Below are 12,133 nucleotides of genomic sequence, written 5' to 3'. Positions count from 1 at the left end.
CTACAACTTTTATATTTGAATTTCAAGTTTTTAAAGGTAACGGCCATCTCAAAGGCGCTGTCACCTTGATCTTTTTAACCCAGCACCAAAAACTATGAATATCGCCAAGTCGTGCCATCCTTGCTGTCTTCGATGGTGACGTTAAGTTCCTTCAGCTTGTCACGGATCTGGTCGGAGAGCGCCCATAGTTTTTGCTTGCGCACTTCGGCGCGGACTTCGATCAGCAGGTTGATGAAGGCGTCCGCATCACCTGAGCCTTGCTTCTCTTCGAGTTTAAGTCCAAGCACGCTGGCTAATTCACGGAAGATGCCTTGTACAGATTTGAGTTGCGCATCGGTTGCTCCGCTATCACGCGCGTTATTGATGATCTTGCTAAGTTCGAATAAGGCGGCGACAGCCCCGCAGTGTTGAAATCGCTGTCCATGGCTTCGATGAAATTCGCTTTGGCGGTCTCTGCGGCGGCGGCGATAGCCGAAATTGATTCAGGGTTGAGCCCGCTGGCGGAAGCTGACGCAGGCCGCAGGGCGGACTTGAGGCGCTCGACATTTTTCTGTGCGGCGTCCAGAGTGTCGTCATTGAAAAGCAGGGGCGAGCGATAGGTCCCGTTTAAGACCAACATGCGCATCACATCCGCTTCACGTTTGGATAGGAATTCCTTGATGCTGACAATGTTGCCAAGCGACTTGGACATCTTCTCGCCGCCGAGCTGTAACATGCCGTTATGCACCCAGTAGCGCGAGAATTCCTTGCCTGTGTAGCATTCGCTTTGGGCGATCTCGTTCTCATGATGCGGGAAGATCAGGTCGTTGCCACCGCCGTGGATGTCAATTTGTTCGCCGAGTTCGGCGAGGTTCATGGCCGAGCATTCGATGTGCCAGCCCGGGCGGCCTTTGCCCCAGGGACTGTCCCATGAGATCTCGCCTTCCTTGGCGGCTTTCCAGAGCGCGAAGTCCATCGGGTGGGTCTTGGCTTCCTCCACTTCGATGCGTGAGCCCGCCTGCATGTCGTCCAATTTGCGGCCTGAGAGACGGCCATAGTCGTCGTCACTGGTAACGCTGAAATATACATCGCCATTGGCTGCGGCGTAGGCATGTCCTTTTTGGACGAGGCCTTCGATGAACTTGATGATGTGCGGCATGGTCTTGCTAACCTGCGGATTGGATGTGGCGGGCAGGACGTTCAAACTCTTGAGGTCGGCTGCGTAGTCTGCGATGTAACGCGCTGAAAGTTTGAGAGGGTCTTCGTTAAGTTGTTTGGCGCGGTTGATGATCTTGTCGTCCACGTCGGTGTAGTTCATGACGTGTTTGACGGTGTAGCCGCGATATTCCAGATAGCGGCGGATGATGTCAAAGACCAGCGCCGACATGGCGTGGCCGACATGCGCGTCGTTGTAAACGGTGACACCGCAGACGTACATTTTGACGAGGTTCGGCTCTAGGGTTTGGAATTCTTCGGTCTTGCGGGTCAGGGTGTTGTAGATTTTTAGCATGGTCGCCTTTTTACCACTTGGGACACAAAGTGTCACAAAGGGTGTGATGTTTGTATTTAACTCAAGTTTCTATTTTAACCTGCCTTATGAACGAAGGCGATTGTAAAACGGGACGCAACTTGCGCACCCTGTTCACTGACTACTAATTACTGATCACTTCTTACTTTTTCTTCTTTGCCACAGCATCTTCATCCACGCGGCCAAAGATCATGCGGCCTGCGGCGGTCTGCAATACTTTGGTGATGTTCACATCCATGTACTCGCCGATGTATTCCTTGCCATTTTCAACGACCACCATGGTGCCGTCTTCCATATAGCCCACACCCTGACTATGTTCCTTGCCTTCCTGCATGATGTTGATGCGTAAGGCTTCACCTGGCAGAACAACCGATTTGACCGCGTTCGCCAGCTCGTTGATGTTGAGCACGGTCACACCTTGAAGCTCGGCGATGCGGTTAAGGTTATAGTCATTTGTCAATACTGGGCTTTTGAGCTGTTTGCCCAATACGATCAGTTTGTCGTCCACTTCGCGCACACCGTCCACGTTAATATCTGAGATGCGGACGAGGATGTTTGGGAGTTTTTGTAATTCGGCCAGCACTTCCATGCCGCGGCGTCCGCGCTGGCGGCGCATACCGTCAGGGGAATCTGCTATATATTGGAGCTCGTTCAGTACAAAGCGGGGAATAAGAAGCGTGCCGGGCAGAAATCCAGTTTTAGCGATATCCGCCACCCGACCGTCAATGATGACACTGGTGTCCAGCAGGATGTTTCGGTTAAGATTTGTCCATGCGGATGAGGACCCGCCTTCGCTGCGTCCGCTTAATGCGCTGAGTAATCCCATAATGTCACCCTGCCGCATTTCGAAGAGTGAAATGCCCAGATAGGAAAAAATCAGAACTCCCAGGAATGGTAATATCTCGCCCAAAGGTTTGGGCAGGAGCGACAGCGGAAAAGCCAGCAGTGCCGCTGTCAGCAGGCCCACGATCAAGCCCAGCAATCCCGCAAACAGGCCTTCGGCTGACATTCTTCCAAGCAGGGAACGCATAGCCAGTGCCGGGCGGGTAGTGACGTATGGCGTGAATAACAGTCCGCTTAATGCGCCAAGCAGGGCGAACCCTAATGAGTAGCCAACAATTTGATCTGGAATGGAATTTGCTGCAAAATCGTATCCCCAATAACCTCCGACGCCACCCATAACAAGCATACCGATAATTCGGATAATAAAATCAAAACTCATAATAACTCCTTTGTAATAAATGTGAAAAAAAATATAATAAATGATAATAGCACGGGCAGTAACGCACGTCAATTGTATCAAAGGAATTCTTATATTGTTGTTATAATGCGTGCTAGTGAACTGCCCAGTATGTTTTATCAAATACCCAGAACGGCAAATAGTGGATAATTTTAATTTAGAAGACCAACCATGCCCCTAATAGACACCCTTAACCGCCCTCTGCGCGACCTTCGGATCTCCGTCACCGACCGTTGTAATTTCCGCTGTGTATATTGCATGCCAAAGGAGATCTTCGGACCCGACCATCAATTCCTGCACCGTGACCAGATTCTGACCTTTGAAGAGATTACGCGCCTGGCTCGTCTTTTTTCAGCGCACGGCGTCCGCAAGATCAGGCTGACCGGCGGTGAACCGCTTGTCCGCAAAGACCTGCCGGACTTGATCTCGATGCTGGCGGAGATCCCTGATCTCGATCTGACCCTGACCACGAACGGGTCGCTGCTTCCCAAACATGCGCGTGCCTTGAAGGATGCCGGGCTTAAGCGGGTCACTGTCAGTTTGGACTCGCTCGATAATGCCATATTCAAATCCATGAACGATGTGGATTTTCCTGTGGAAAAAGTTCTGGAAGGGATGGATGCCGCTGCTGCTGTCGGCCTGAACCCGATCAAGGTCAACATGGTGGTCAAACGCGGGCTGAACGAATCCAGTATTTTGCCGATGGCGCGTTTCTTCCGTGAGAAGGGCTATATTCTGCGTTTCATTGAGTATATGGATGTCGGTCATACCAACGGCTGGCGAATGGACGATGTCGTCTCTGCCGCGGAAATCGTCAAATTGATCGACTCGGAAATGCCGCTCGAACCCGTCTCCCCGAACTATCAGGGAGAAGTAGCCGGGCGCTGGCGCTACAAGGACGGCAAAGGCGAAGTCGGCATGATCGCTTCGGTGACACAGGCATTTTGCCGCGACTGTAACCGTGCCCGCATCTCCGCCGAGGGAAAACTATACACATGCCTGTTCGCCGTCAAAGGACATGACTTCCGCGACCTGATCCGTAACGGTGCGACAGATGAAGATATTTCAAAATTCATTTCGAAAGTATGGAGCGGACGCGATGACCGCTATTCAGAACTGCGATCCGAGAACACCATCTCACTACCCAAAGTTGAGATGTCACACATTGGCGGTTGATCTCCTAAAAATGATCTCCAAATCCAGAGGCGCATTTGATTTCATCCAATTCCATTAAGGCAGTCCTTTTCGATCTTGACGGCACACTTCGCCATCACATCCCCGCCGGCGGGGATGTTTTTGTGGAATTCACCAGAAGCATCGGATTGCGTATTTCAGAAGAGGACCGCGTCCGCTCTGAACATTGGGTGCATCATTACTTTGCCCATTCGCTTGAAATCCAGGCGGATGGTAAATTATTCAAGGATGATCAAAAAAGTTTCTGGGTCAATTTTACAAAACGACGCCTGGTGGCAATGGGTGTTCCCACCGCGCAAGCCATTGATCTCGCATCGCAGGCATCCGCATATATGGAAGAATACTACAAGCCTACAGTCCATATTCCCGCAGATGCCTTTCCGCTTTTACAGTTCTTGAAAGACTCGGGCTATGTGCTTGGTTTGGTCTCGAACCGCGACGACCCGTATCATGATGAAATCAAAAATATGAAACTCGATTCGTATTTTAAATTCATCCTCGCGGGTGGAGAGGTAAACGCCTTCAAGCCTGACAAACTTATTTTTGACCACGCCCTGAAATTGGCGGGAACGTCCGCATCGGAGACAATGTATATCGGCGATAATTATTTCGCGGATGTTGTCGGCTCGCGCCGCGCGGGACTGATACCTGTCCTCTACGACCCGGTCAGTCTCTTCCCTGACGCAGACTGCGCGATCATCAAGTCCTTTGCTGAATTGTATGAACTATTGAAATAATCCCGCTTCTGGATTTCTTCAGCTTGCTGATGAACAGAATTATCAATACCGCGAATACTCGAACTATTCGCGGTATTGGCGTTAAAATGGATGTGTAAAATATATTCCACCCTTTTGGGTCGGAGATATAAAAAGGAGCATTCATGGCCTGGGAACGCAAGATCATTCGTACAGTTCGCGTCCGTAATTCACAGAAAAAAGGCATCCTGGGGAAACTATTGACCGCCATTGCCGAAGCGGGCGGGAACACCGGCAGCATCGTGCTTGTCACTGAAACATCGCAGAACGTGGTTCGTGATATTACGATCAATGCTGAGGATGAGGCGAGTCTAAAAGCGATTGTCAAAGCAATGCACGAAAACGAAGGCACGCGCGTGCTCGAAGTCCGCGATGAAGTGCTGGAACTTCATCATAAAGGCAAGATTGCCATCCGTTCCCGTTATCCGATCGATTCACTGACAACGCTTCGACGCGTGTACACACCTGGCGTTGCAGAGGTTTGTCTTAAGATCGCCAAAGACCCTTCCCTGGCGCGTTTGTATACCAGTATCAGCCACATGGTTGCCATTGTTACGGATGGCACAGCGGTGCTTGGGCTTGGGGATATTGGCCCGGTCGCAAGCATGCCCGTAATGGAAGGCAAAGCCATGTTAATGGAAACACTGGTCGGACTTTCGGGAATTCCCATTTTGTTGAATACAAAAAATACCGAAGAGATCATCGCGGCTGTTGCCGCCATCTCGCCGACTTTTTCAGCCATCCAATTGGAAGACATATCTGCGCCGCGCTGTTTTGAAATTGAAGAGAGGTTACAAGCCATGCTCGATATTCCCGTCCTGCATGATGACCAGCATGGAACGGCGGTGGTTTGCACTGCGGCGCTATTGGTCGCGACTCGCGAGACCGGTACGGATTTGAAGGGCTCTGTCATCGGGCAGATCGGGCTTGGGGCGGCCGGCCATGCCATCGGTCAGATGATGATGCGCTTGACCGGAAACCCAGTCTATGGCGCGGACTTGAGTCAAGATGCTTTAAGTAGGTTTGAAAAAGCCGGGGGCAGGAAATCCACCTTAAAAGAGATCATGGAAAAATGCGACATCGTGGTCGCCACCACTGGCGCGCCGAATCTGATCAAGCCTGAAATGGTTCGCAAAGGGCAGATCATTCTGGCGTTGTCAAATCCGAATCCGGAGATCGACCCTGAGGTTGCAATGGAACACGGCGCGGCTTTCGCCGCGGATGGAAAATCAGTAAATAATGTGCTGGGCTTCCCCGGCATTTTCCGCGGCGCAGTGGATGCGAACGCGCCGCGCATCACGCATGAAATGTTATTGGCCGCCGCGCATGTGATCGCTGAGATGACCCCGCCCGGTGAATTGGTACCCAGCCCGCTCGATAAAAAAGTTCATCGTGCCGTGGCACGTGCCGTCGCGGAGACTGCCATTAAGCAGGGCATCGCGCGCGCGGAATATGTCCCGTATGTGGATGAGTGAAAGGCAAGGGATGAAGGATGAAAAAGACGCCCTGTTCTGAAATAGGGCGTCTTTTTATCTTGGCATATTACTTCATACTACTCACTTTCCACTACCCACTGGGTTCCCATTCTTCAATGCTTCTTTCAAAGTTGTTCCCAATCTTGAAATTCCCTCGCGGATATTATCCGGATGGGAGAAAGAGAAATTAATTCGCATCGTATTTGCGCCGCCGCCATTTGGATGGAAGGACGCGCCGGGTACAAAAGCGACCTTGCGTTCGATCGCTACTTTAAGAACATCCGCCGCATTGACATGCTCGGGAAGTACGCCCCACAAGAACATGCCGCCCAACGGCTTGGTCCAGGTCACTTCGGACGGGAACATTTCATCCATCATCTCGAGCATCACGTCGCGTCGTTCTTTATACGTTGCGCGGATCACTTTGACGTGTTCATCCAGAAAACCATTCTTCGCCACTTCGTATGCGACATGTTGATTGAACGAGGAGGTGTGCAAATCTGCGGCTTGTTTTGTCATCACCAGCCTGCGGATCACCTCTGGCGGCGCAATGACCCATGCCAGGCGCAGCCCCGGCGCGAGTAATTTTGAGAACGTGCTTAAGTAAATAACATTCCCGGTATATTCGCCGTCATTGTCATTGCGATAACGGCTGTCGAGAGTCGCAACCGATGGGATGTGCTCACCTTCATAGCGGAGTTGTCCATAGGGGTCATCTTCCACGATCGGTACGCCATATTTATCCGCAAGCTCGACTAGTTTCATACGGCGTTCAAGGCTTAGTGTAGACCCGGATGGGTTTTGGAAATTGGGCAGGATATAAATAAACTTCGGTCCCACCCGCAGGGCGGCTTCCAGTTCATCCACCACCATGCCGTGCTCATCTGTGCGCACTGAAATATATTGCGCGCCGTAGGCATTCCATGCCTGTAATGCACCTAAATATGTTGGCGACTCCACCACAATATAATCGCCGCGATTCACGAACACCCGCCCGATAAAGTCCAGCGCCTGTTGAGAGCCGGATGTGATCATAATATTCTCAGCAGTGACCCGCACGCTGTAACGCGCGTTATGGCGCGCGATCATTTCCCGTAAAGGCAGGTAGCCTTCTGTCGTGCTGTATTGCAGGGCCTGCGCGCCGTGATCTATCAAGACCTGATTGCACGCTTCCTGAAATTCCTTCACCGGGAATACTTCCGGAGCGGGCAGCCCTCCCCCAAACGAAATGATGTCGGGTTGTTCGGTCAACTTCAACAATTCACGGATGACGGAACTTCCCATTTTTTGTGTGCGGTGTGCGTAACGATACTCCCACGGTGTTTGCATTTACTCTCCTTGTAAAAATAAAAAAACCTGACAGGTACGTGTGTACCCATCAGGCTGGCTGACTTGAGGCATAAAAATGCCCAAAAGATCAAGGCCTATCATTTGTTTCATGGTTTCCTTATCTTAACCATTTTTCCACAAGACCGCAACCTCTTTAAGTATGGATGATTTTATGACAAATTTCCTTTGATGATCTTCTCGACAGAAGTCCGCGTATACGAATCTAGAGGCAGATGAAGAGCCGCCTCCAACTTGACCCAGACATGCTCCTCCGCCTCATCATTGAGCTGCACTTCGAGAGAGTCAGCTTTACAGGCGTAATCAAAGAAGATGAAGTGGCGTTTTTTCCAAAAAGACGGATCGTAAATGAACTGTTGGAAGTTGACGAATTTCAGGTCGTAAATATCCAGTCCTGTCTCCTCCTTCGCCTCGCGGACTGCCGCCTCCTCGATACGTTCCCCTAATTCTACATGTCCGCCAGGGACAACATACTTGCCAGGAAATTTATGGCTTTTCAGCAACAGCATTTCGCCTGCCTGATTGAAGATAAAAACCCCAACTGTCGGTTCCGGGAAAATTTGATCAGCCATTTTAAATTCCTTATGTCGTTGCGAGGAACGAGCGGTAGCGAGTGATGAAGCAATCCCCTTGTAACATAAGGCTGTTTCGCAAAGTGCGCTCGCAGAGATATTTTATACTACCCAAACACCGCGATTACCATCACGCCCGTAAATACGATCACAGATCCCAGCACACGAACACCGCCCATATCCTCTTTTAAAAATCTCCAGCCGAGGAAAGCCCCGATCACCACGCTTACTTCGCGGATCGCACCCGAATAACTGAGAGGCGCAAAAGTGTAGGCAAAAAGAGCCATCATGTAAGCCACCAGGCCCAGCACACCGCCAATCAATATATATCCGCGTTTTTTCCTCCACATAGCCATGAAATGACTCCATCCATATTTTCGCGCAAGATAAGGCGTGGTTACGAAGGGGGTCATTACAAACATGAATAATCCATAAGGCAGGGCGGGACCATTTTTTACGGCTGTGCCATCAATGAGTGTGTAAATGGAAATGATCACCGCTACTGACAACGCGGTGAGGATTCCGCGCAAGTGTGGTTTCTCGCCATCGCTTTGAATTAACGTAGTCGCGCCGATAACCATCATTCCGCCCGTGATAAAAGCCAACCCAATGTACCCGCCGACTGTTAATTGCTCATGCAGAAGGATCGCAGACCATAGCACGAGTAATGCGGGAGCCGCTCCACGCGCAATGGGATAAACAAGCGAAAAGTCGTGGTCAGTGTAGGCTGTGCAAAGCAAAATAAAATAGATCGACTCCAGAATCGAACTAATGATCGCAAAGCCCCACATGGAACGCGGCGGAAGTCCCGTAAAGAAAATAAATCCCAACGAGAATATACCGCTCAAGATCACCTGCCAGCCCATTGCGATATATTTTTCGTCTGAACTTTTAAGTAAAAAATTCCACAACGCGTGCATGGAAGCAGAGAAGAACAGCAAAATAATGGCAAAGATCGGCATGGCTATCTCATGAATTCGATCAACTTTTGATTCACTTCCTCGCCGGCATCATGCTGTACCCAATGAGTGGCTTTGTCAAAAAAGATCAACTCGCCCTGGTCGCACAGATCGATGGATGGCTGTGCCATTTCGGAACTGAGCGCAACATCACGTTTGCCCCACAACATGAGCGTTGGGATTATCACACGCCGCGCGCCCGGCTTCTTTAGGCTAAACGCGTGGCGCAGTCCGCGGCGCATCACAGCGCGATACCAATTGATCATTCCCGTCAATGCGCCTTTCTGTGACCAGGCTTTTTTGTATTCGACTACATCCGCTTCGGTAAAAGTATTCTTGCGGCCTGAGCGGGTCAATATCCGTGCCAGGTATTCAAAATTATTCCTGCCCAACACCCATTCCACGAACCATGGGATTTGAAAGAAGAAAACATACCAGGACTTTTTGCGCTGTGTGGAGTTGTTCAACACAAAATCCGTCATCACATCGGGATGCGGAACATTCAAGATGGCGAGTTTTTCCAAACGTTCAGGATGATCAATGGCAACTGTCCATGCGACCACTGCGCCCCAGTCATGCCCGACAAGTTTCGCTTTTTCAATTCCGAAATGATCAAATAAGCCGACGATATCCTTTGCGAGGATGTCCACATCATAAGCGGATATGCCCTGCGGTTTATCGGAAAGGTTGTATCCGCGCTGGTCCGGAACGATAACGCGAAAACCTGCTTCGACCAATGCCGGGGTTTGCTTCTTCCAGCCGTAATTGAACTCTGGGAACCCATGCAATAAAATGACCGGCGTCCCGTTTTCAGGTCCGTCGGTCACTACATGCAGTGTGATGTTGTTTGTTCTGATAAATTGGTTTTGCATTCCGCGAGTATACCGCTTAATAGTTTTTGAATTCTATATGGTTCGGAAAATAGGAAAATCAAAATCCCGAGTTTTTAACCCGGGGTTTTGATTTTAAGCGTAGAGCGGTATCCGCGCGCCGTTCACTTTCCCGGCTTCATCTGAAAATAAATATTCCATGGTTGAGACGATCTCTGCAGGCGAAGTGCCTTTGCCCGTATATGTTGTGTCAATGGATTTGACGTGAATGATATTGGCGGTCAATCCGCTTTCTTTATATTCTTCGGCCAGAGTCAATACCAAACTTTCCTGCGCAGATTTTGCGGCGGTGTACAAAGCCGTCTTGGCGGATGGATGGATTGTCTCAGGTTTGGATACGATGATGACCCGTCCCCATTTGCTCTTTGCGATATGCGGGGTAAATGATTGCAGCAAATGAAAAGTCGTCCACACGTGCTGATTGAGCATGGTTTCAAGATCTTCCGCGCTTGATTCTGGAATTGTCCTGCCGCCTGTCCAGCCGCCGACGAGATGGATCAAAGCGTGGACACTGCCAAATTTGGAATGAACCGCTTCGGCTGAGGCATGAACCGCTTCTCCATTGAGCAGGTCAATGGCCTGGATGTAGAGTCGCTCAGCAGGCAGGTCCAGGTCACGAGCGAGGGCATCAAGTTTGGATTGATCTTTACCAAGCAATACAAGATTGTGACCGCGCTTTGCAAAAGTTTTTGCGACGAGATTGCCAAGCACGCCTGTTGCGCCGGTGATGACAATCGTTCTATTCATACAACGCTTTGATCTGACTCTCGGGCATGCCCTCAATGATCGGGCGGTCACTTTGCTCAGGCAGATGCTCCTTGCCGTGGAAATCGATCATGTGACCAGACTTGGCGGCTTTGGTCTCAAGATAGAAACGGTTGTGCTCATTGCTCGGCAAAATGTGCGGAATGCGCGCGTTGACCTTGACACCGTATTGTTCAAGCTGGGCGATCTTCTTTGGATTGTTGGTCATCAAATTGATCGACTGCACCTTCAATGAATGCAGCATGTGGGCGGCGACTGCATAATCACGTTCATCGTCGCGGAAGCCGAGCGCGATGTTCGCCTCCACGGTATCAAGCCCCTGATCCTGTAAACTATATGCGCGGATCTTGTTGGTCAGCCCGATGCCGCGGCCTTCCTGACGCAGATATAGAACAATGCCGTTGTCCATTTCGCCGATCTTCTTTAACGAAGCCTCGAGTTGGTCTCGGCAATCACAGCGCAGTGAACCGATCACGTCCCCCGTCAAACATTCCGAGTGCAAACGCACAGGCACGTCTTCCGCACCGAGCACTTCGCCCTTGATGATGGCAACGTGTTCCTTGTGGTCCTGATTGTTTGAAAACGCAACAATATGGAAATCACCAAAACGTGAAGGCAGTTCTGCAATTGCTTCAATGTGAACGCAAACCTTGTCCTTGCCGTAGCCTTCACATTCGTGACAGCAATCTTCTTCGATCAATAATTCTATTTGTTCGTGTGTAAATGTAGTCATATTTTCTCCGCATAACTTACAATTTGTAAGTTAATAATATTCCACCATCATCATGCGTTTCAACAGCATTAAGTTTTAACGCGATGGCTTCACTTCTTGCAACTCCCAAACCAGCTGCGAGCGTTGGGGCAGAATCCCCGCCGAAGATCATGGGAGCGATGTAGATCATTATTTCATCCACAAGCCTCTGCCGTAGTAATTCAAAATTGATGGTACCGCCGCCTTCCACCATCAAGCGTTTCACTCCCAATTCCGCCAGCGTGTTCATCATATTTTGCAGGTCAACACGCGCTGTATCGTGGACAAAAATTTCAACACCGTTCATCCGCAGGGCTTCAAGTTGGCTTCTAGATGTCTGTGCTGTTGTAAATATTACCACCCTCGCAGGACCTGCTTTGATAAAATCCGACTCCAGCGGAATGTCGGCATTGGTGACGACTCCCACTTTAATGGGATTTGCTGTCATCCCGCGCTTGATCCTGGCCTCGCGCAGCGCTTCGCTCTTAACGGTCAGCTTGGGCAGTTCGCCGAGCAGGGTCTTTCCCCCGACAAGCACCGCGTCTGACTCGGCGCGCAATTCATCCACACGGTCCTTGTCTTGTCGGGATGAGATCGCGGCTCCCTTGCGTTCAAAAGTATCTATCTTGCCGTCAGCCGTCGTGGCAATATTGATGAAAACGTATGGACGATTCATAA

General features: G+C 50.3%; 12 protein-coding genes and 1 pseudogene. 3 read left to right on the top strand and 10 right to left on the bottom strand.

Going from position 1 to position 12,133, the window contains the following annotated elements; all coding sequences use genetic code 11:
- Positions 1-92: 92 nt before the first annotated feature.
- The 3 genes from IPL17_RS03765 to IPL17_RS03755 all read right to left on the bottom strand — a co-directional run bounded on the left by IPL17_RS03765 (position 93) and on the right by IPL17_RS03755 (position 2,729).
- Positions 93-365 carry a hypothetical protein gene (locus IPL17_RS03765; RefSeq protein ID WP_345305779.1) on the bottom strand — a complete coding sequence of 91 codons (273 nt, stop codon included), beginning with the start codon at positions 363-365 and terminating at the stop codon, positions 93-95.
- Positions 293-1,489, bottom strand: coding sequence for a cysteine--tRNA ligase (gene cysS, locus IPL17_RS03760; RefSeq protein WP_345305744.1), 1,197 nt, complete (start codon positions 1,487-1,489; stop codon positions 293-295). The genes IPL17_RS03765 and cysS overlap by 73 nt, the downstream gene beginning before the upstream one ends.
- A 160-nt stretch (positions 1,490-1,649) precedes the next feature.
- Positions 1,650-2,729, bottom strand: coding sequence for a PIN domain-containing protein (locus IPL17_RS03755; RefSeq protein WP_345305743.1), 1,080 nt, complete (start codon positions 2,727-2,729; stop codon positions 1,650-1,652).
- Between the two features lie 195 nt (positions 2,730-2,924).
- Here IPL17_RS03755 and moaA point away from each other — a divergent pair.
- The 3 genes and pseudogenes from moaA to IPL17_RS03740 all read left to right on the top strand — a co-directional run.
- Positions 2,925-3,923 (top strand): annotated as a pseudogene (gene moaA / locus IPL17_RS03750) (GTP 3',8-cyclase MoaA); the annotation flags it as partial.
- 35 nt (positions 3,924-3,958) lie between these two features.
- Positions 3,959-4,678, top strand: coding sequence for an HAD family hydrolase (locus IPL17_RS03745; RefSeq protein ID WP_345305742.1), 720 nt, complete (start codon positions 3,959-3,961; stop codon positions 4,676-4,678).
- A gap of 143 nt (positions 4,679-4,821) precedes the next feature.
- A complete protein-coding gene (locus tag IPL17_RS03740; RefSeq protein ID WP_345305741.1) occupies positions 4,822-6,171 on the top strand; it encodes a malic enzyme-like NAD(P)-binding protein in 1,350 nt (449 codons plus the stop codon).
- An 81-nt stretch (positions 6,172-6,252) separates the two neighbouring features.
- On the opposite strand, the gene IPL17_RS03735 is transcribed toward IPL17_RS03740, so the two are convergent.
- From IPL17_RS03735 to IPL17_RS03705, 7 genes are all read right to left on the bottom strand, one after another.
- The gene (locus IPL17_RS03735; RefSeq protein ID WP_345305740.1) at positions 6,253-7,500 is read right to left on the bottom strand and encodes a PLP-dependent aminotransferase family protein; all 1,248 of its coding nucleotides are present in this window, start codon (positions 7,498-7,500) and stop codon (positions 6,253-6,255) included.
- Between the two features lie 170 nt (positions 7,501-7,670).
- Positions 7,671-8,090, bottom strand: coding sequence for an NUDIX domain-containing protein (locus IPL17_RS03730; protein ID WP_345305739.1), 420 nt, complete (start codon positions 8,088-8,090; stop codon positions 7,671-7,673).
- A gap of 107 nt (positions 8,091-8,197) precedes the next feature.
- Positions 8,198-9,052: an EamA family transporter gene (locus tag IPL17_RS03725; RefSeq protein ID WP_345305738.1), complete on the bottom strand. Its 855-nt coding sequence runs from the start codon at positions 9,050-9,052 to the stop codon at positions 8,198-8,200.
- A 2-nt stretch (positions 9,053-9,054) separates the two neighbouring features.
- Positions 9,055-9,921, bottom strand: coding sequence for an alpha/beta hydrolase (locus IPL17_RS03720; RefSeq protein ID WP_345305737.1), 867 nt, complete (start codon positions 9,919-9,921; stop codon positions 9,055-9,057).
- A gap of 93 nt (positions 9,922-10,014) precedes the next feature.
- Positions 10,015-10,686, bottom strand: coding sequence for an SDR family oxidoreductase (locus tag IPL17_RS03715; protein ID WP_345305736.1), 672 nt, complete (start codon positions 10,684-10,686; stop codon positions 10,015-10,017).
- Positions 10,679-11,437 carry a GTP cyclohydrolase II gene (gene ribA, locus IPL17_RS03710; RefSeq protein ID WP_345305735.1) on the bottom strand — a complete coding sequence of 253 codons (759 nt, stop codon included), beginning with the start codon at positions 11,435-11,437 and terminating at the stop codon, positions 10,679-10,681. The genes IPL17_RS03715 and ribA overlap by 8 nt, the downstream gene beginning before the upstream one ends.
- 16 nt (positions 11,438-11,453) lie before the next feature.
- Positions 11,454-12,131 (bottom strand): dihydrofolate reductase family protein, encoded by a 678-nt coding sequence (locus tag IPL17_RS03705; RefSeq protein ID WP_345305734.1) that lies wholly within the window; start codon positions 12,129-12,131, stop codon positions 11,454-11,456.
- Between the last annotated feature and the right edge of the window lie 2 nt (positions 12,132-12,133).

It is taken from the genome of Candidatus Villigracilis saccharophilus (genome assembly GCF_016711665.1).
The sequence above is the reverse complement of the archived record's forward strand: the minus strand, read 5'-3'. Positions and strand labels throughout refer to the sequence as shown.

What these genes read in the sequence shown, in the direction of transcription:
- cysS (WP_345305744.1), bottom strand. Translation starts at nt 1,489, where the DNA reads ATGCTAAAAATCTACAACACCCTGACCCGCAAGACCGAAGAATTCCAA.
- IPL17_RS03755 (WP_345305743.1), bottom strand. Translation starts at nt 2,729, where the DNA reads ATGAGTTTTGATTTTATTATCCGAATTATCGGTATGCTTGTTATGGGT.
- IPL17_RS03740 (WP_345305741.1), top strand. Translation starts at nt 4,822, where the DNA reads ATGGCCTGGGAACGCAAGATCATTCGTACAGTTCGCGTCCGTAATTCA.
- IPL17_RS03735 (WP_345305740.1), bottom strand. Translation starts at nt 7,500, where the DNA reads ATGCAAACACCGTGGGAGTATCGTTACGCACACCGCACACAAAAAATG.
- IPL17_RS03730 (WP_345305739.1), bottom strand. Translation starts at nt 8,090, where the DNA reads ATGGCTGATCAAATTTTCCCGGAACCGACAGTTGGGGTTTTTATCTTC.
- IPL17_RS03725 (WP_345305738.1), bottom strand. Translation starts at nt 9,052, where the DNA reads ATGCCGATCTTTGCCATTATTTTGCTGTTCTTCTCTGCTTCCATGCAC.
- IPL17_RS03720 (WP_345305737.1), bottom strand. Translation starts at nt 9,921, where the DNA reads ATGCAAAACCAATTTATCAGAACAAACAACATCACACTGCATGTAGTG.
- IPL17_RS03715 (WP_345305736.1), bottom strand. Translation starts at nt 10,686, where the DNA reads ATGAATAGAACGATTGTCATCACCGGCGCAACAGGCGTGCTTGGCAAT.
- ribA (WP_345305735.1), bottom strand. Translation starts at nt 11,437, where the DNA reads ATGACTACATTTACACACGAACAAATAGAATTATTGATCGAAGAAGAT.
- IPL17_RS03705 (WP_345305734.1), bottom strand. Translation starts at nt 12,131, where the DNA reads ATGAATCGTCCATACGTTTTCATCAATATTGCCACGACGGCTGACGGC.